Annotated in this window: 15 protein-coding genes and 1 CRISPR repeat array; of the genes, 9 read left to right on the forward strand and 6 right to left on the reverse strand. The window is 52.7% G+C overall.

All coding sequences use genetic code 11. From position 1 onward, the window contains the following. Window positions 1-239: 239 nt before the first annotated feature. On the forward strand, window positions 240-980 hold the full coding sequence (pflA, locus tag AWR26_RS16710) for a pyruvate formate lyase 1-activating protein (protein WP_007374133.1): 741 nt from the start codon (window positions 240-242) through the stop codon (window positions 978-980). A gap of 75 nt (window positions 981-1,055) precedes the next feature. Here the strand turns inward: pflA and AWR26_RS16715 are convergent, their stop codons facing one another. The 4 genes from AWR26_RS16715 to lolA form a co-directional block, all read right to left on the reverse strand. Further along, window positions 1,056-2,204, reverse strand: a complete 1,149-nt coding sequence (locus tag AWR26_RS16715; RefSeq protein ID WP_064567507.1) for an MFS transporter — start codon at window positions 2,202-2,204, stop codon at window positions 1,056-1,058. A 361-nt stretch (window positions 2,205-2,565) separates the two neighbouring features. Next, on the reverse strand, window positions 2,566-3,858 hold the full coding sequence (gene serS, locus AWR26_RS16720; protein WP_064567509.1) for a serine--tRNA ligase: 1,293 nt from the start codon (window positions 3,856-3,858) through the stop codon (window positions 2,566-2,568). A gap of 96 nt (window positions 3,859-3,954) precedes the next feature. Continuing rightward, a complete protein-coding gene (rarA, locus tag AWR26_RS16725; RefSeq protein ID WP_064567511.1) occupies window positions 3,955-5,298 on the reverse strand; it encodes a replication-associated recombination protein RarA in 1,344 nt (447 codons plus the stop codon). 9 nt (window positions 5,299-5,307) lie between these two features. Further along, window positions 5,308-5,919 carry an outer membrane lipoprotein chaperone LolA gene (gene lolA, locus AWR26_RS16730; protein WP_064567513.1) on the reverse strand — a complete coding sequence of 204 codons (612 nt, stop codon included), beginning with the start codon at window positions 5,917-5,919 and terminating at the stop codon, window positions 5,308-5,310. Between the two features lie 331 nt (window positions 5,920-6,250). On the opposite strand from lolA, the gene AWR26_RS16735 reads away from it, so the two are divergent. After that, window positions 6,251-6,919, forward strand: coding sequence for a transcription initiation factor IIE subunit alpha family protein (locus tag AWR26_RS16735; protein ID WP_064567515.1), 669 nt, complete (start codon window positions 6,251-6,253; stop codon window positions 6,917-6,919). A gap of 68 nt (window positions 6,920-6,987) precedes the next feature. On the opposite strand, the gene ftsK is transcribed toward AWR26_RS16735, so the two are convergent. After that, window positions 6,988-10,773, reverse strand: coding sequence for a DNA translocase FtsK (gene ftsK / locus AWR26_RS16740; protein ID WP_064567516.1), 3,786 nt, complete (start codon window positions 10,771-10,773; stop codon window positions 6,988-6,990). A gap of 120 nt (window positions 10,774-10,893) precedes the next feature. Continuing rightward, the gene (gene lrp, locus AWR26_RS16745) at window positions 10,894-11,388 is read right to left on the reverse strand and encodes a leucine-responsive transcriptional regulator Lrp (RefSeq protein WP_000228469.1); all 495 of its coding nucleotides are present in this window, start codon (window positions 11,386-11,388) and stop codon (window positions 10,894-10,896) included. A 524-nt stretch (window positions 11,389-11,912) separates the two neighbouring features. On the opposite strand from lrp, the gene trxB reads away from it, so the two are divergent. From trxB to AWR26_RS16780, 7 genes are all read left to right on the forward strand, one after another. Then, window positions 11,913-12,878, forward strand: a complete 966-nt coding sequence (gene trxB / locus AWR26_RS16750; protein ID WP_064567519.1) for a thioredoxin-disulfide reductase — start codon at window positions 11,913-11,915, stop codon at window positions 12,876-12,878. Between the two features lie 115 nt (window positions 12,879-12,993). Then, window positions 12,994-14,760 carry a heme ABC transporter permease/ATP-binding protein CydD gene (gene cydD, locus AWR26_RS16755; protein WP_064567521.1) on the forward strand — a complete coding sequence of 589 codons (1,767 nt, stop codon included), beginning with the start codon at window positions 12,994-12,996 and terminating at the stop codon, window positions 14,758-14,760. Then, on the forward strand, window positions 14,761-16,482 hold the full coding sequence (gene cydC / locus AWR26_RS16760; RefSeq protein ID WP_064567523.1) for a heme ABC transporter ATP-binding protein/permease CydC: 1,722 nt from the start codon (window positions 14,761-14,763) through the stop codon (window positions 16,480-16,482). It abuts the gene before it with no gap. Window positions 16,483-16,588: 106 nt separating this feature from the next. Then, window positions 16,589-17,293, forward strand: coding sequence for a leucyl/phenylalanyl-tRNA--protein transferase (gene aat / locus AWR26_RS16765; protein ID WP_064567525.1), 705 nt, complete (start codon window positions 16,589-16,591; stop codon window positions 17,291-17,293). A 283-nt stretch (window positions 17,294-17,576) separates the two neighbouring features. Then, entirely contained in the window at window positions 17,577-17,795 is a 219-nt protein-coding gene (gene infA, locus AWR26_RS16770; RefSeq protein WP_001040187.1) for a translation initiation factor IF-1, read from the forward strand. A gap of 262 nt (window positions 17,796-18,057) precedes the next feature. Continuing rightward, window positions 18,058-18,445: a CRISPR direct-repeat array (repeat unit 28 nt; unit sequence TTTCTAAGCTGCCTGTACGGCAGTGAAC). A 253-nt stretch (window positions 18,446-18,698) separates the two neighbouring features. Further along, window positions 18,699-19,142 (forward strand): type II RES/Xre toxin-antitoxin system antitoxin, encoded by a 444-nt coding sequence (gene parS / locus AWR26_RS16775; protein WP_064567527.1) that lies wholly within the window; start codon window positions 18,699-18,701, stop codon window positions 19,140-19,142. Then, a complete protein-coding gene (locus AWR26_RS16780) occupies window positions 19,139-19,612 on the forward strand; it encodes an RES family NAD+ phosphorylase (protein WP_064567529.1) in 474 nt (157 codons plus the stop codon). Before parS ends, AWR26_RS16780 begins: the two co-directional genes overlap by 4 nt. The last annotated feature ends 210 nt before the right edge of the window (window positions 19,613-19,822 follow it).

Below are 19,822 nucleotides of genomic sequence, written 5' to 3' on the forward strand. Positions count from 1 at the left end.
CTCGGGTGAGCGAAAGCAGCCAACAAAGATACAGTTTGAAAGACGAAGGGTATTGACTGAAATCGCGAAGTAAAAAGCGTACAATAAAGGCTCCACGTAAGTGGGGCCTTTTTAATACCCGAGTCCGCTTTGTCAGACGTCTATACTTGCTGGATATCTGACAAAACAGACTTAGCGCAAAGGGAAATAAATTGCGCAGACACAGGCCCGGATGGGCCGCATCTGGAGAAAACACCGCAATGTCAGTTATTGGTCGCATCCACTCTTTCGAATCCTGTGGCACGGTCGACGGCCCGGGCATCCGCTTCATTACTTTCTTCCAGGGCTGCCTGATGCGCTGCCTCTATTGTCATAACCGCGATACCTGGGACACACACGGTGGTAAAGAGATCACGGTTGAAGATCTGATGAGCGACGTAGTGACCTATCGTCACTTTATGAACGCATCCGGCGGCGGCGTAACCGCATCCGGCGGTGAGGCTATCTTGCAAGCGGAGTTTGTCCGCGACTGGTTCCGTGCTTGTAAAAAAGAAGGGATTCACACCTGCCTCGACACCAATGGCTTTGTGCGTCGCTACGATCCGGTGATTGATGAGCTTCTGGAAGTTACCGACCTGGTCATGCTCGACCTGAAACAGATGAACGATGAAATTCACCAGAATCTGGTCGGCGTTTCTAACCACCGTACGCTGGAGTTTGCCCAGTACCTTGCGAAGAAAAATATTAAGGTCTGGATCCGCTACGTGGTCGTTCCGGGCTGGTCAGACGATGACGATTCCGCGCACCGTCTTGGTGAATTTACCCGTGATATGGGCAATGTCGAGAAAATAGAACTGTTGCCTTATCATGAGCTGGGTAAACACAAATGGGTGGCCATGGGCGAAGAGTACAAGCTTGATGGCGTCCATCCACCGAAAAAAGAGACCATGGAACGTGTCAAAGGAATTCTGGAGCAGTACGGCCATAAAGTGATGTACTGAGCCGCAGTAAAAGCAAAAAGCCACAACACACCGTTGTGGCTTTTTTATGCCGGGTTGTTTCTCCGCCGATGACACTCAGGCGTGCGCAACCGGAGTGGGATGGTGCCCTGCTTTACGCATCAGCATCACCAGATAGATAAACGATACGCCCGCGATCATGATAAACAGCAGACTGTCTGAATAGCTTTGCATCAGCATTGCCGTCAGCGTCGGGCCAAGAAGGCTGCCAATGGTGTAGCTCAACAGCAGAGCCTGATTCATGGCTACCAACTGGTGGTGTTCCACTTTCTCACACGCCCAGGCCATTGCCACCGGGTAAAGAGTAAAACCAGCCGTTCCCAACACAAACAGCGCCGGTGCCATCGCCGCATTACTCAGCATTCCCATACAGCCGATGATCACGACAAACACCTGCACACGCAGGACAAGCAGCCGGCCAAAGCGATCGGCCAGCCGGCCAACAGGCCACTGCCCGATAATACCTGAGCTCACCATCAGTGCCATCCAGAAACCGATGCCGGAATCACTGATCCCCTGATGTGAAAGATAGAGCGGCATCAGACCATACAACGAGCCGAGAATAATCCCGGAAATAATGCAACCGTTTACCCCCAGGCGCGCCTGGCGAAGGCGCAGCATCGGCCATACTGAGGTCGCGGCCTGCTCCTCGCTCTGTTGATTAACAATACGGGTAAACAGCAGCGGCAGGATCGCCGCCAGCACCAGCCCTGTCATCAAAGGCAGCACGCTCATCAGATCCGTCGGCAATTTGCTGACAATCACCTGTCCCAGCACGGTGCCCACATAATAAACCATCATATAAGCTGCCAGCAGGCGGCCACGGCTACGGGAGGTGCCGCTACACATTAGGGCGCTTTCCACCACCACCCAAATCATCGCGCAGCCGACACCGGCGATGAAGCGCCAAATCATCCAGCTCCAGAAGCCCACCATCAGCCCCAGCCCAACGCAGCCAGCAGCGAAAATCAGCGAGGCAATGTAATAGCTACGATTAAAACCCAGACGGCGGATAAGACGCCCGGTCAATAAGGTACCAAGTAAATTACCGGTAAAATAAGACGACCCCACCATACCGACCTGCCAGGTGGGTAAGTTTTCGTGGGCGAGCCAGAGCGGCACGAGCGTATTCAGCGTCGCGATCGCCAGCGTCAACAACATCAGGCCGCAGAGCAATAACAGCACCGGCCGGGTATAGGTGGACATGGATTCAAACCGTGAGGAAGTTCAGATTGCGTGCGCATCATGCCACCGGCAAAAGCAAAGTCAATCCGCAGAATTAGCGGGCTGGCATGAATTGTGCGTTGTCGATTTGAAAAACTAATCCCGCATCGATTCAACGTACTTCAGATAATATTCATCTGCTTGTTTTTATTGCACTAAACCACAGCAACAGTACAAAGATCAGTAGAAAAATTTCATGATAAAAACAAGCTTAACCCGACCAGCCTGGGGGTAATTAACCGGCCTGTATACATCATAGAAAAACCGGTTAATAGAGGATTACTTAACAAAAAGGCATAAAAAAAGCGCCAACAGGCGCTTTTCAGGAACTACTTAAGAAGTTTTAACCGATGAACTCAAGACCGTTCATATACGGACGCAGTACTTCAGGAACCTCGATACGACCATCGGCTTGCTGGTAGTTTTCCAGTACGGCAACCAGCGTACGGCCAACAGCCAGACCAGAACCGTTCAGCGTATGCACCAGACGGGTTTTCTTGTCGGACTTGCTGCGGCAGCGAGCCTGCATGCGACGCGCCTGGAAATCCCATACGTTAGAACAGGAAGAGATTTCACGGTAAGTATCCTGCGCCGGAACCCATACTTCCAGATCGTAGGTTTTGCATGCGCCAAAGCCCATATCACCAGTACAGAGCAGAATTTTGCGGTACGGCAGACCGAGCAGCTGCAAGACTTTCTCAGCATGACCGGTCATCTCTTCCAGCGCTTCCATTGACTCTTCAGGACGAACAATCTGCACCATTTCAACTTTATCGAACTGGTGCATACGAATCAGACCGCGCGTATCACGACCGTAAGACCCTGCTTCGGAACGGAAGCACGGTGTGTGAGCGGTCATTTTGATCGGCAGATCGTCTTCGTCAATGATTTCATCACGTACCAGATTGGTCAGCGGCACTTCAGCCGTCGGGATCAACGCATAGTTGCTGCTGTCAGATTCTTCTTCCAGCGGACGCGTGTGGAACAGGTCGCCAGCAAATTTCGGCAACTGGCCGGTGCCATACAGCGTATCGTGGTTGACCAGATACGGTACGTAGTTTTCTGCGTAGCCATGTTGCTCAGTGTGCAGATCCAGCATGAACTGCGCCAGCGCGCGATGCATGCGGGCGATTTGCCCTTTCATCACCACGAAACGGGAGCCAGTCAGTTTTACGGCGGCAGCAAAATCCAGCCCGCTGTGCATTTCGCCCAGCGTAACATGATCGCGGATTTCAAAATCAAATTGACGCGGTGTACCCCAGCGGCTGATTTCAACGTTATCGTTTTCATCGCGCCCTGTCGGGACACAATCGTCAGGCAGGTTCGGGATAGTCAGCGCAATTTCGCGGATCTCAGCCAGCAGGGTTTCCAGCTCGGCTTTCGCTGCGTCAAGTTCTTCACCCAGTTTGTTCACTTCCAGGCGTAATGGCTCAATGTCTTCCCCGCGTGCTTTCGCCTGGCCAATGGATTTCGATCGTGAGTTACGCTCTGCTTGCAGATTCTCTGTATTAACCTGCAAAACTTTACGACGCTCTTCGAGCGCGCGTAATTTATCTACATCCAGCTTAAAGCCCCGGCGTGCCAGTTTTTCAGCGACTGCGTCTGGCTCGGTACGCAGCAGATTGGGATCGAGCATGCTTTTCCTGTGCTTGTTGTATTGTAAAAAAGAAGAAGTCGATCGCTGCCTGCGATCGATATAAAGTACAGCGGTAACCTTACCGCAACGCCCGCACTAGCGATAGCGTTTTATAGGGCTTTTATGATCCTGTTCGGCTAGCCAGGCGAGCTTTTCGCCAATCTTGCCCTCAAGGCCTCTGTTAGTGGGGTGATAATAGCGCGTTTGTGCTAATTCCTGCGGGAAATACTCCTCGCCAGCGGCGTAGGCATTGGGTTCGTCGTGTGCATAACGATACTCCTGGCCGTACCCCATCTCTTTCATCAATTTCGTTGGTGCATTACGCAGATGCACAGGCACATCGAAATCCGGACGATCGCGGGCGTCTGCAAGTGCCGCTTTAAACGCCGTATATACCGCGTTACTCTTCGGCGCACAGGCCAGGTAGACAATTGCCTGTGCGATTGCACGCTCACCTTCCGCCGGGCCAACGCGTGTAAAACAATCCCAGGCGGAAATGGCCACCTGCATGGCGCGAGGATCGGCATTGCCGACATCTTCCGAAGCAATCGCCAGACAGCGACGCGCCACATACAACGGATCGCCTCCGGCAGTGATAATGCGCGCATACCAGTAAAGTGCCGCATCCGGCGCGCTGCCGCGTACAGATTTATGCAATGCGGAAATTAAATCGTAAAAACGGTCGCCTTTGTTATCAAAGCGCGCGCTGCGTTCGCCAGCAATCTCGGTCAACAAGGTCGGTTTTAACACGCGTTTGCCGGCATCATCCAGCTCCGCCATGTCGGCCATCATCTCCAGCGTGTTGAGCGCGCGTCGCGCGTCGCCACCAACCAGTTCAGCAATTGCCCGTCGGGTTTCATCCGGCAGTACGATATCCTGACCGCCATAGCCACGGACTTTGTCCTCCATCGCCTGCGTCAATACCTGTTCGATATCTTCAGTCGTGAGAGATTTCAGCAGGTAAACGCGTGCACGGGAGAGCAAGGCTGAGTTGAGTTCAAAAGAGGGATTTTCGGTTGTTGCGCCGATAAAAGTGATAGTACCGTCTTCAATATGCGGTAAAAACGCGTCCTGCTGGCTTTTGTTAAAGCGGTGGACTTCGTCAACAAACAGAATAGTACGCCGCCCGGCATTACGATTCTGCCGCGCGCGCTCGATGGCTTCACGGATCTCTTTCACGCCAGACGTCACCGCAGAAATGCGTTCAACATCTGCATTCGCATAACGGGCAATCACTTCCGCCAGCGTCGTTTTCCCCGTACCCGGCGGTCCCCAGAGGATCATCGAGTGCAGATGCCCTGCCTCAATGGCGCGCGGCAAAGGTTTGCCCGCCGCCAGAAGGTGCTGCTGGCCTATGTACTGCGCTAAATTTTCTGGCCGCATACGGGCGGCCAGAGGTTGAAACGCATTATCGGAGAAATCGAGCGACATATTGCTCATCCGCGCCTCTTACTTACGCTGATCGTCAACCGTTACGCCCTGCGGCGGGGTAAAGGTGAATTTAGCGGGATCGACCGCGCCATTTTGCTGTGATTTCAGTTGATAGCTGCTGCGCTGATCGTCCTGTTCAATTGCACTGAACTGATGAATGGTGCCATCGCGACCAACGTTGATAGTGAATTGCTTCAGGTTACCGTTGTTACCTTTTGGCGTCAGAACAAAGTCATCTCCCTTTTGCTCTATATTGTACTGCTGCCAGTCGCTGGCCTGATTACGGGCAATCAGCATAAACGGTGTATTGCCGGTGGCATCTTTCAGCCAGGTCGCAGTAGCCTGTTCAACAAACGGGTTGTAGAACCACAGGGTTTTCCCGTCAGAAACCAGCACGCTTTCGTCCGGCTGGGTCATATGCCAGTTGAACAGATTCGGGCGCTTAACCCACAAATCCCCTTGACCTTCCTGCACCGCAGCTCCGCTGCCATCCGTCACTTTCTGAGTGAAGCTGGCATGGAAACTGCTGACTTTATCAAGACGGCTTTTCAGGTCGCTGGAAGCATCTGCCCAGACCTGGCTGGTGACAAAGCTGGCCAGTATGGCACAGGTGACGACAATTTTTTTCATCCTAATTCCTTGAGAATTTCGCGCTGCCAGTCAACAGACTAAAGCAAATAAATATGCTTACTATAACATTCAGCCACGCAATTTCCTGGTAAAAAAACTGAAAAGTGCTCACCTGATCGACGCTTTCGAAGAGAAACGTATGAACCGTAACCGCGATGCGTTTCCAGGGAGGTGTGTTTATAAATTCATCGCTGCTTCATGCAGTATAAACTCATAGTTTATTCCTAAATAGAGAGTCATAATACCTCAGGCAACATTTTGAATTAGCTTTTTGAAATTTAAGTTCCTTCTTAATGGAAAGTTCTGGTTACCCATGTAATAGGGAATATTTATGAATCTCAAACCATTTCTATTTACGTTTCCTTTTTTGATAACTGGCTGTACCGTACTCGATTACCACGGATATTCACACACAACAAAATACACGCCATTCCCTGAAAAAGTCGAAGCACCTTTTTTATTCTGCGGTAATAAATTTTTTCAATCAGATTTATTCATTTATTACCTTAATAAACAGAACTCAAACTTTTCACCTGAAGTGACCAGGATTACCGCAGTACAGAATCCCCAAGGGCTGGATTATAACAATACTGTCGAGTCACCTATGAGCTGCAAAGCAACGTTCACTTATGAGGACAATCATAAGGAATCTGTTTTGATGACAGTACAAGTTAAGTCCATTCCCAGGGAAAATGATAATTTTACGTTCTTTGGGGACCAATTAGGAATACATTGGCTGACAGCAGCGGATTTAGCAGAACAAGCAGCAAGTAAGGCAGAGCGGGACAAGAAGATAAAAAAATTAAAAGAAAGAATAGCGTATGAAGAAAAGAACATGAAGTATATATGTAATGACAAGACAGAATATGCATCCGGAAAAATTGTGACTACCAGTTATTCTGTTTCAACGCCGGCCGAATGTGGCAATCTTCCTTATGTTGTTGATGATCGGACGGTAGAAAGTTTAAAAGATGAACTGTGGGAACTAAAGAATAGATAATTTTCCAAAAAATCCTGCCTCAGTTTCGGCTCCCTTTTCGAAAAAAAGGCAGGATAACGTTACAAATTTCACTCGAACGGCGGCGGCGCCAGCACCTCACGGTTACCATTGTGCCCCTGTTCGCTGACAATTCCCTGGGCTTCCATCTGCTCGATAATACGCGCTGCACGGTTATAGCCAATGCGGAACTGGCGCTGAACGCCGGAGATAGAGGCCTTGCGTTTTTCGGTCACAAAGTTAACGGCCTGATCAAATAACGGATCCAGATCTTCACCGCCGTCAAAACCTCCGCCTGCGCCACCTTCACTTTCGCTGTCAGACGTAATGCCATCGACATATTGCGGACGACCACGCGCTTTCCAGTCCTGCACCACTGCATGCACTTCCTGGTCACGTACGAACGCTCCGTGGACACGAACCGGCGCAGAAGTAGAGTTTGGACCGGAGTAAAGCATATCGCCCATCCCAAGCAGCGATTCCGCACCGCCCTGATCGAGGATGGTACGCGAATCAATCTTACTCGATACGGTAAAGGCGATACGCGTCGGGATGTTCGCTTTAATCAGGCCAGTGATAACGTCGACCGACGGACGCTGGGTCGCCAGTACCAGGTGAATACCTGCGGCACGCGCTTTCTGCGCCAGGCGCGCAATCAGCTCTTCCACTTTCTTGCCAACAGTCATCATCAGGTCAGCAAATTCGTCCACCATTACCACGATATACGGCAGTTTTTCCAGCACCGGATGCTGAACATCCATGCTGTCACCCGGTTTCCAGTACGGATCCGGGATCGGACGCCCCATACGTGCAGCTTCCGCAATTTTCTCGTTGTAACCCGCCAGGTTGCGCACGCCAAGCGCCGACATCAGTTTGTAGCGACGTTCCATCTCGTTGACGCTCCAGCGCAACGCATTGGCGGCATCTTTCATATCGGTAACCACTTCGGTCAACAGATGAGGAATGCCTTCATATACCGAAAGTTCGAGCATTTTCGGGTCGATCATAATAAAGCGCACCTCTTCCGGCGTCGCTTTATACAGCATGCTGAGGATCATGGCGTTCACGCCCACCGACTTACCAGAGCCAGTCGTACCGGCAACCAACAGGTGCGGCATTTTCGCCAGATCGGCAATCACCGGATCGCCAGCGATATCTTTACCCAGCACCACAGTCAGCGGCGACGGGCTTTCCCTGAATTTTACGCAGTCCAACACTTCACGTAGATAGACGGTCTGACGTTTCTTGTTCGGTAATTCGAGGCCAACATACGGCTTGCCGGGAATCACCTCTACCACGCGCACGGCAACGGTGGAAAGCGAACGCGCCAGATCGCGGGACAAGTTGGAAATACGTGCGGCTTTCACCCCCGGTGCCAGATTAAGCTCAAAGCGAGTAATTACCGGCCCTGGCGAATAGTTCACCACATCGGCTTTGATGCGGAAATCGGCCAGACGCGCTTCGACCAGGCGCGCCATTTGCTCAAGCGCAAAAGTATCAACGGGTTCAACTTCCACTGGCGGCTGCGTCAACAGATCCAGAGATGGCAGCGGCGTAGTCGGTTTCTGTACCGGTCGGCTATCGCCATTACGCATCAGCAGCGGATGGATCAGGCTCTCCTGATGCTGTGGCGCAACCTGATGCTGTTGCGGCATAGTGGGCTGCTGAACCGTCTGTTGAGCCTGCGGCTGATAGTGCGGCTGTGCTGGCTGCTGGTATTGCGGCGGTGCGGGTTGTTGATAATGCTGCGGCTGCTGTACCGGCGGCTCCGGCTCTGGCATCACGCCTGGCGTGAACAGCGGCTCGTGCGGCCCATCATCAACCAGCGTTTTCATTGGCGAAAACGCAAAATCTTCAGGCATAAACGCTTGCGCGCCTGCCGGCTGGTCTACCGAATAGCGTTGTTGCTGTGAGGCTGCGAACTGGCGGGCCAGTTCAGCTTCTTCCTCATCTTCGTCGCTCATAACCGGGTGCTGCGGATGGAACTGTGGTGCCTCGTGCTGGAATTCATTTCCATAGCGATCTTGCTGTGTAGCGGCAAACTGACGAGCCAGTTCGTTCTGCTGCAGCATATCGGCTTCGTCGTCATCATGCTGACGCACTTCTTCCTCACGGGCGCGCTCTTCGGCCATACGCTGAGAAGGCAATTTGATACCGTATGACGCCAGCTCGCGGCGCGTCGGAACACGAACGCGGTTCGGGCGCGGCAACTGCGGACCAATCCCCTCTTTAACCTGCGGGCGCGGCGCGCCACCAGCAAGGCTAAAGACCGGCGCAGCGGCTGCCGCTGCGGTGCTCACATGGCCCGTAGCTTGTTGTACACCACCCGCGACAGGAGCAACTGTTGGCTCAACCGCTGTTGCCGATGGCGCAGGGAAAACAGCAGGTTTTGCTGCGGGTTCCTCAACAGCAGGCTCCGGGATTGGCTGATACCAGGCGGCAAGTTGTTCACGCTCACGCGCACGCTTCTCTTCAACTTCTTCAAAGTAGTAAAGCGGCGGACGAGTCTGTTTTACCTCTTCAACGACCGGTTCTGGTTCAGGCGTGATTATCGGTTCCGGAGCCGGTGCGATTTGCGGTTCGCTTTGCCACGGCAACGGCTCCTGCGCCTGCTGAGCATAAACCTCTTCTTCCCGCGGCAGTGGCGTTACCGGCGCATCCGGCGTCCACACCTCTTCTGCAACAGGTTGCTGCCACTCAGGGGTTGCATGCTGAGGAGAATGATACGGGGCCTCCTGGACAACTTCGACATACTGCTCTGGCTGATGAGGCGCTTGCGGTGGTACCTGAATTGCTGGTGCCTGCGCATACGGCCATTCAACATCCTGCTGCATTGCCGGAGCATAAGGTTCAGCAGGTGCTGCATACGCCTGCACAGCTGCAGTTGTCGCTGTTGCAGCTGCCACTACCGGCTCAGTAACGCTGTGCCCGTTCAGCAGTGGATCGTACTCCTGCTCAGCTTCTGTCGCACGATGTCCGGAAAACAGGACGTCGTCAGCATCCGCCGGCACACCGCGCGCGCTGTAGGCGATCTCATCTTCCGCATCGTCCATCCGCTTACCGGAGAACAGCGCTTCGTCGGTTTTACGCCCCCTCGGATTGGCGAATTTTTCAGCCACGCGCTTACGGCGTTCCAGCGCTCCGCGAAGAATACGAGCACGACGCGACTCACGCGGTTTTTCCTCTTCGTACTCTTCATCATCTTCGTACTCGTCATCATCGACCCATGTGTCATCGCGACGGGTGCGATTACTGGCGAAGGTCAGAATATTAAGGACGACACTGCCGATTTTCTCGGCGATGGTGACCCACGACCAGCCGGTAAATAAGGTCAAGCCGGCGGCCCAAATGCAGAGCAGCGCAAGCGTACCGCCGCTACTACGCAGCAGAGGTTGCAGCGTTGTACTCAGCAGACTGCCAATCACCCCGCCGGAGGCGAAATACCAGATATCATCGGCATTAATCGCTGCCAGACCACAGGAGGTCAGGATCAATGCCAGCGCACCAATCATGCGCAGCGATACGGCAAAGTAATCGATGTAATCTTCACTGGCGCGGTGGCGGTAAGCAAACCAGCAGCCGCCAATGATGATCACCGGAATGGTGTAGGCCATAACGCCAAAAATAAAAAACAGCGTATCGGCAAGCCATGCTCCGGGCACACCGCCCAGATTATGGATAGGTTCATGCCAGGCCGTTTGCGACCAGCTAGGGTCAGACGGATTAAAACTTAAGAGCGCGGCCATCAGCCAGACGGCAGAAAGTGAAACGAGGATCAGCAACGCCTCCAGGAGTCGGCGCCCGCTGCTAAGCTTGGTCAGTGTGACTTCTTTGTCTTCGGTGTATTCCTGGCTCAAGACAGGCTCTCCAGGTCCTTGATGCTAAAACGGACAACAGCGCCGGGTCTCCCCGGCACTGTTGCTGTATGGATTAACAGGAGTGTAATCAAAAAACAGCGATTGTGCACCTGTTCCGTATTAGCGCGTCTTAATTACCAGACGATTGCTCTGTTTAACTTCTTCCATCACCACATATGTGCGGGTGTCGTTCACGCCCGGCAGACGCAGCAGGGTTTCCCCTAACAGTTTGCGGTAAGCCGACATATCCGGTACACGCGTCTTCAACAGGTAGTCGAAGTCGCCTGAAACCAGATGACACTCTTGAATTTCTTCAAGTTTTTGCACAGCGGCGTTGAATTGTTCAAACACATCGGGCGCGCCACGATTCAGAGTAATCTCAACAAATACCAGAAGTGATGCATCCAGATAATGCGGATTTAGCAGCGCGGTATAGCCCTGGATAAATCCTTGTCTTTCCAGCCTGCGCACACGCTCAAGGCACGGCGTCGGGGAAAGTCCCACTCGTTTAGAAAGCTCGACGTTGGAAATACGCCCATCTTTTTGCAGCTCGTTCAGAATATTACGATCAATGCGGTCGAGATCTTTGCCTGGGCGCTTCTTGCTATCTACCATTATTATTGTCTCTCTGTATTCCTTCCCTACTCCTGTCTTGACCCTGTGCACTTCACTGTTCAGAGTCTTTGCCCGTCGCGTTACGGCATTGCGGAGGCAATATTAAGAAGACCGTTGCCAAAGGCAGCTATCGATATCACGGATGGCGTCTGTCCACGCCATGCGTAGATTTCACTAGCCCGGTAAAAAATGGCATTTACGTGCGTAAGTTTGCATCACGCGCGAAACACTGCTTTTTTCTTCCTTTGATGTTTTCGCAAATGCGCAGGGGATTGTCAAAGCAAAACATCTTTTTTTAGTACAACATGCCAGATATTCATCAACACCACTCGCTAATCCTCACTTTATCACCTTATAACAGGCCGATTTTCAGTAGAAATTATTATATTTCAGCCCCAAATCACCCCTACGTCATCGGCCATTTCTATTACACATATCGTTAACAAAACTGGTGCGCCCTTTTTTTACGACGCTAAATTCCCTACAATTCAGCTCAATGTCTGCCAAACAACAATGAGGATCTCATGGGTACGGCCAAACACAGTAAGCTGCTTATCCTTGGTTCAGGCCCTGCCGGTTATACCGCTGCGGTCTATGCTGCACGCGCAAACCTGCAGCCAGTGCTGATTACCGGGATAGAAAAAGGCGGCCAGCTCACCACCACCACTGAAGTGGAAAACTGGCCGGGCGACCCGCACGATCTGACCGGGCCGCTGCTGATGGAACGCATGCATGAGCATGCCATCAAATTTGATACTGAAATCATTTTTGATCACATCAATAGCGTTGATTTGCAAAACCGTCCTTTCCGCCTGACTGGTGATAGCGGCGAATATACTTGCGATGCGCTTATCATCGCGACTGGCGCGTCTGCACGTTATCTGGGGCTGGCTTCGGAAGAAGCGTTTAAGGGCCGGGGCGTATCCGCCTGCGCAACCTGCGACGGTTTCTTTTACCGCAATCAGAAAGTGGCGGTGATCGGCGGCGGCAATACTGCCGTTGAAGAAGCGCTATATCTGGCAAATATTGCCTCTGAAGTACATCTCATCCATCGTCGCGACACTTTCCGTGCGGAAAAAATCCTGATTAAACGTCTGATGGATAAAGTAGAGAGCGGCAATATTGTGCTGCACACTCATCGCACGCTGGAAGAAGTTACCGGCGATCAGATGGGCGTCACGGGTTTGCGTCTGCGTGATACGCAAAATGCAGACAACGTGGAGTCACTGGACGTTGCAGGGCTGTTTGTGGCTATCGGCCACAGTCCGAACACCGGCATCTTCGAAGGTCAACTGGCGCTGGAAAATGGCTACATCAAGGTGCAGTCCGGTATTCACGGTAACGCTACGCAAACCAGCATTCCGGGTGTCTTTGCCGCCGGTGATGTAATGGATCATATCTACCGTCAGGCCATCACTTCTGCGGGTACGGGCTGTATGGCAGCGCTGGATGCGGAACGCTATCTCGACGGGCTGGCTGAAAGTAAATAATCTTTACAAGTCAGTAACAAAGGTAAAAAAGGCGACTATAAGTCGCCTTTATTTTTGCCCCGATGTAACATTGCGCAAGTTAAAAAATCCGATAACTTCACCTGCTAAGCGCGCAATGAATAAAACCCGTCAACAAGAACTCACTCGCTGGTTGAAACAGCAAAGCATTATTTCCCGCCGCTGGTTGATGCTTTCCCGCCTTCTTGGCGTAGTCAGCGGCGCACTGATTGTGGCACAGGCCTGGATACTGGCGCGCATCCTCAATCATATGATTATGGAAAATATTCCGCGTGAGGCGTTACTACTACCCTTCACCTTACTGGTGCTGATCTTTATCCTGCGAAGTTGGGTTGTCTGGCTGCGCGAACGGGTGGGATTTCATGCCGGGGCGCATATTCGTTTTGAAATTCGCCGACACGTGCTGGATCGCCTGCACCAGGCGGGTCCGGCCTGGATTCAGGGTAAACCTGCCGGGAGCTGGGCGACGCTGGTGCTTGAACAAATTGACGATATGCACGACTTCTATGCCCGCTATTTACCACAGATGGCCCTTGCGGCCAGCGTGCCGCTGTTAATCGTTCTCACTTTATTCCCCATCAATTGGGCCGCCGCGCTTATTTTGCTCGGTACAGCTCCCCTTATTCCGCTGTTTATGGCGATGGTTGGAATGGGTGCCGCCGATGCTAACCGCCGTAACTTTAAAGCGCTGGCGCGTTTGAGCGGTCATTTTCTTGATCGCCTGCGCGGCATGGAAACGCTGCGTATTTTTGGTCGCGGCGAAGCGGAAACTGAGAGTATCCGTCGTGCATCTCAGGATTTCCGCAGCAGGACGATGGAAGTGTTGCGTCTGGCCTTCTTATCTTCCGGTGTGCTGGAGTTTTTCGCTTCGCTATCGATTGCGCTGGTCGCTGTCTACTTCGGCTTCTCTTATCTCGGCGAGCTGAATTTTGGTCATTACGGCACCGGCGTTACGCTGTTCGCCGGTTTCCTTGCTCTGGTGCTGGCACCGGAGTTTTTCCAGCCGCTACGCGATCTGGGTACCTTCTATCATGCCAAGGCGCAGGCTATCGGTGCCGCCGACAGCCTGAAAACGTTTATGGAAGCACCGCTGGCACATCCACAACGCGGTGAAACCCGGTTAGCAAGCGATGAGCGTGTCACCCTCACCGCACACAATCTGATAATAAAGTCTGCCGAAGGCGCAAAACTCGCCGGGCCACTCAACTTCACCCTTGCCGCTGGACAACGTGTGGTAGTGGTAGGTAAAAGCGGCTCAGGTAAGAGCTCGCTGATTAATGTTCTCTCCGGTTTCTTGCCCTATGAGGGCTCACTGCGCGTAAATGGCATTGAGCTGAGCGCACTGGAGCCGGATAGCTGGCACGAAGCGATAAGCTGGGTAGGGCAAAATCCACAACTTCCCGCAACTACGTTACGGGAAAACGTCCTGCTGGCGCGGCCAAATGCCAGCGCGGCTGAACTGCAGGCGGCGCTGGATAAAGCCTGGGTCAGCGAATTTTTACCTCTGTTGCCGGAAGGGCTGGAAACGCAGCCTGGCGACCAGGCCGTACGCCTTTCTGTTGGTCAGGCGCAACGTGTCGCCGTAGCCCGCGCGCTGCTTTCGCCGTGCAAATTGCTGTTGCTGGATGAGCCTTCCGCCAGCCTGGATGCCCATAGCGAGCAACGGGTTATGCAGGCGTTAACTGAGGCTTCTCATCAGCAAACCACGCTGATGGTTACCCACCAGCTGGAAAATCTGAACCAATGGGATGCCATTTGGGTGATGCAGGATGGTGAGATCATTGAGCAAGGCAGCTATGCTGAACTTTCAACGGCGCAGGGAACGTTTGCCGATCTTCTCGCCCACCGTCAGGAGGAGATTTAAATGCGTGCTTTGTTGCCCTATCTTGCGCTGTATAAACGCCACAAATGGATGTTGCTGCTGGGCGTGCTCCTCGCGATTGTCACCCTGCTGGCCAGTATCGGGCTGTTAACGCTCTCCGGGTGGTTCCTGTCGGCCTCTGCAGTCGTTGGCGTGGCCGGGCTTTACAGTTTTAACTATATGCTACCTGCGGCCGGGGTTCGTGGCGCGGCTATTACCCGTACCGCCGGACGTTATTTTGAGCGTCTGGTCAGTCATGAGGCCACTTTCCGCGTACTGGAACATTTGCGCGTCGCCACTTTCAGCAAACTATTACCCCTCTCCCCTGCCGGGCTGGCGCGTTTTCGCCAAGGGGAATTGCTGAACCGGGTGGTGGCCGATGTCGATACACTCGACCATCTTTATTTGCGCGTCATCTCTCCGCTGATCGGCGCACTGGTGGTCATCCTTGTGGTGATGGTCGGTTTAAGCGTTCTGGATGTCTCTCTGGCACTGATGCTGGGCGGCATTATGCTGGCTACACTGCTTATATTGCCGCCACTCTTTTACCGGGCGGGCAAACCAACCGGCGAGAGCCTGACAGCGATGCGCGGCCAGTATCGTCAGCAATTAACCAGTTGGTTGCAGGGCCAGGCGGAGCTAACCATTTTTGGTGCCAGCCAGCGCTACCGTGAACAACTGGAGAACACCGAGTTAAACTGGCACGACGCCCAGCGCCGTCAGTCTGACCTGAGTGCCATTTCTCAGGCGCTGATGTTGCTGATTAGCGGTGTAGCGGTCATCGTCATGCTATGGTTTGCTTCCGGCGATGTTGGCGGCAATACGCAGCCAGGCGCATTAATCGCGCTGTTCGTCTTCTGTGCACTAGCGGCCTTTGAAGCGCTGGCACCGGTTACTGGCGCTTTCCAGCACCTTGGCCAGGTGATCGCTTCCGCCACACGCATTACGCAAATCACCGACTGCCCGCCAGATGTGACTTTCCCGCAATCCAGCATGTCTGTACCAGAGCATGTTGCCGTGCAATTTAAGGATCTGGCTTTTAGCTATCCTGGGCAGCCACAGCGTGCGCTGGAGAATATCGCATTGTCGATAGCTGCGGGTGAACATGTCGCCATCCTGGGCCGTACCGGCTGCGGCAAATCAACGCTGCTACAACTGCTTACGCGCGCGTGGGATCCGCAGCAGGGCGAAATTCGCCTGAACGATATGATGCTGAGCGATGTGGACGAAGCGACGCTACGTTCGCTCATCAGCATGGTTCCACAGCGCGTACATCTGTTTAGCGCTACGTTGCGTGATAACTTGCTGCTTGCAGCGCCGCAGGCGAGTGATGAAACGTTGAGCGCGATGCTGACGCGCGTCGGGCTGGAAAAGCTGCTGGATGATGGCGGTCTGAACGCTTGGTTAGGTGAAGGTGGTCGCCAGCTTTCCGGTGGCGAATTGCGCCGCCTGGCAATTGCCCGCGCGCTGTTGCATGACGCTCCGCTGGTCCTACTGGATGAACCAACCGAAGGGCTGGACGCTGAAACAGAAAGCCAGGTGCTTGAATTACTTCGTGAAGAGATGAAAGACAAAACGCTGTTAATGGTCACGCACCGTCTGCGCGGTCTGGCGTTTTTTGATCGCATAATTGTGATGGACAACGGACAAATAATTGAGCAAGGTAATCACGCAGCGTTAATGGCGAAACAGGGTCGGTATTACCAGTTTAAGCAGCGTCTGTAGTTGATATTCGTCATTTTGCCGCTTCTGCCGCAGCGCGATTAAAGTGAAATGGCAAAATGACGATATTAAAAAGGGGTCCCTTGTCGCGTTGTGGAGCGTTGTTGTCATGCGCCTGGTTCAGCTTTCTCGTCACTCTATCGCTTTTCCTTCGCCTGAAGCAGCGTTGCGCGAACCTAATGGTCTGCTGGCGCTGGGCGGAGATTTAAGCCCGGCCCGGTTGCTGATGGCCTATCAGCGCGGCATTTTCCCCTGGTTTTCTCCCGGCGATCCGATCCTCTGGTGGTCGCCCGATCCGCGCGCCGTACTGTGGCCGCAGACGTTTCATATCAGCCGCAGCATGAAACGCTTTCATAAGTCTTCTCCTTACCGCGTTACCCTCAATCATGCCTTTGGCAAAGTGATTGACGGTTGTGCGCAGGATCGCGACGAAGGGACCTGGATTACGTCCGATATTGTGATGGCCTACCATCGTCTGCACGAGCTTGGTCATGCACACTCAATTGAAGTGTGGGAAGGCGACGAACTGGTCGGAGGAATGTACGGCGTGGCGCAGGGCTTGCTTTTTTGCGGTGAGTCGATGTTTAGCCGCCGCATTAACGCCTCGAAGACGGCGCTGCTTGTTTTTTGCGACGAGTTTCTCCGTCAGGGCGGCAAATTGATTGATTGCCAGGTGCTGAATAATCACACTGCATCACTCGGGGCGATAGAAATACCGCGCAGAGATTATTTACTCCAGCTTGCCGAATTGCGTGCAATCCCTTTGCCTTCACATTTTTGGGTGCCGCGGACGCTGTTTTTATCTCCTGAATAATGTTTTCGGCACATTTTTTATCAGGGTGTTATAATGGACGCTCAAAGCAGCTTTTGCCTGTTGCCCCGCCCCGTCCGGGAGTCGTTCGTATCAGGGATGCCCTTCGTTTACTCCATCGCTCCCCTTTACGGTTGCGCATTTAGCGCGTCCTGGCTGTGGCGTGAGGGTAACTGGCAAAAGTCGTTTTGCTGCGTTTTATCAGCACAAATCTTTACTTAACACACGAACTTCGGCATTATCTTGCCGGTTCAAAAATTATGGTAGTGATACCCCCGAGGATTAGATGGCCAAAGAAGACAATATTGAAATGCAGGGTACCGTTCTTGAAACGTTACCTAATACGATGTTCCGCGTAGAACTGGAAAACGGTCACGTCGTCACTGCGCATATCTCCGGTAAAATGCGTAAAAACTACATCCGTATTCTGACGGGCGATAAAGTGACTGTGGAACTGACCCCGTACGACCTGAGCAAAGGCCGCATTGTCTTCCGTAGCCGCTAAGATCTTCCGCCAGCACAACTAAGTGCACCTGATATTAAAGGCCGGGTAAAAACCCGGCCTTTTGTTTTTCTTCGCAACAGAAATAATAGCATTGCTAAATCAACCTTTAACTAGCTTTTACCCGCCTTTTTTATCGGCCTGTTATTTTCCGCTTCTCTACAGTTGCAAACGTTAGCAAACCGTTTCCTGTCCGATAGTGACAACCTTAAGCTGCCTGTGGGGCAGTGAGCCGTGAAATCTCCTCCGACAGCAATGGGTGAGTTTTCTAAGCTGCCTGTACGGCAGTGAACTAATGAGTAAGCCGGTTTCGTGCGGCGCGTTGTTTCTAAGCTGCCTGTACGGCAGTGAACATCTTGCTGGGCCCGATGGTTATCTGCTGGTTTTTCTAAGCTGCCTGTACGGCAGTGAACGTTTGCCACGTTACTTTAACAAATTGTTGCAGTTTCTAAGCTGCCTGTACGGCAGTGAACGCTCGCGTTCAACACAATTCCGCATCCCGACATTTCTAAGCTGCCTGTACGGCAGTGAACCCAGATAACAGAACGATCAAGCGCTGGGTTGATTTCTAAGCTGCCTGTACGGCAGTGAACATATCGGTCCAGTTCCACGACGGCGTGAATGTTTTCTAAGCTGCCTGTACGGCAGTGAACTGAATCCGTACGATTGTAGCCTTCTGTTTTTGTTGGATAAACTATTTAAAACGTGTTTTTACCCCTTTTATTTTCCCGCTATTCATTAACATTTAAAATCAATTAGTTACACGAGCATTGAGAAAAAGGGTAAATCCTGAATGAGCGCCTCCTGCATAAAGCGTTTAGCCGACAACCATCAGATCAAACTTTAATCAAATACGACAACTGTCTATACTTAACCATGACAGATGTCTGAATGCTGGAGGAAAAAATGAGAGCCTGGAGCCCGGAACAAAAGTCGATTGAAAACGCGCTCTGGCGTTTTGCCGGCTTCCCCGCCAACAGGGGACTAAAACTTGTTCAGATGCTGAATGAAGGTTTACCCGTCAGCATTCTGGATAACATTCATGAATGGACGGAAATGTCCCGTTCCGACATTTTGCGTGTCACCGGTATTAACGAGCGTAATGTTGCCCGCCGTAAGAGCGCGGGGCGCACCTTAACGCCGGAAGAGAGCGAGCGGATCGCGCGTTTAGTGCGGGTAATTGATGCCGCCGTACAGTTTTTCGGCAGCAAAAAGATGGCGTACGAGTGGCTGGAATCGCCAGTCAGAGGGCTGGGTAACGTTGCGCCGATTTCGCTGATTGCGACAGAGAGCGGCGCGCTGGAAGTCACCGATCTGATCGGCCGCCTTGAACACGGAGTGTTTGCGTGATTTTTTATCGCCTTGTTTCGCGCCGCTACGCCAGCGAAGCCTGGACCGGCAGCGGTGCGAATCAATACGGCGGCAGATGGAATCACAAAGGGCATCCGGCGGTTTATGTTGCCTCATCCGTTTCGCTCGCCGCGCTGGAAATGCTGGTACATGTGCACAGCGACACGGTTCTAAACCAGTACGGCCTGTTCAGTATCAACATCCCCGATAAAGAGATCGAGTATCTGGATAAACAGTGGCTGCCACCGGACTGGCAGGAAAACCCGGCTCCGCTTTCGACGATGGATCTGGGAACCGCCTGGCTGGAAGCGAACAGCGCCGTCGCGCTGGTGCTGCCCTCCTGCGTCATCCCGCTGGAAAATAACGCCCTTTTGAATCCACTGCATCCGGGGTTTAGCAAGCTATTAAAATCGGTACAAGCGCTTCCTTTTTCGTTCGATAGCCGCCTGGTCAGCCAGGCGGAAAGATGAAGTCGGCGAACCGCCGGAGCAGGCATTGAGAATGCGCCGGCGTTATCCGGCACCAGGCATATGTAAGCTGCCTCTGCGAGAGGGCTATGCCCGAAATAATCGGCCAGACAAACGCGAAGTTATCCGCAAAAAGTAAAAGGCGTTGATATCCGAAGGAAAACTGCTGGTCACTTTAGGCGACCAGCAGCCCGCAACTCCGGCTTTTTAGCT

This window comes from Kosakonia oryzae, assembly GCF_001658025.2.
Taxonomy (GTDB): domain Bacteria; phylum Pseudomonadota; class Gammaproteobacteria; order Enterobacterales; family Enterobacteriaceae; genus Kosakonia; species Kosakonia oryzae.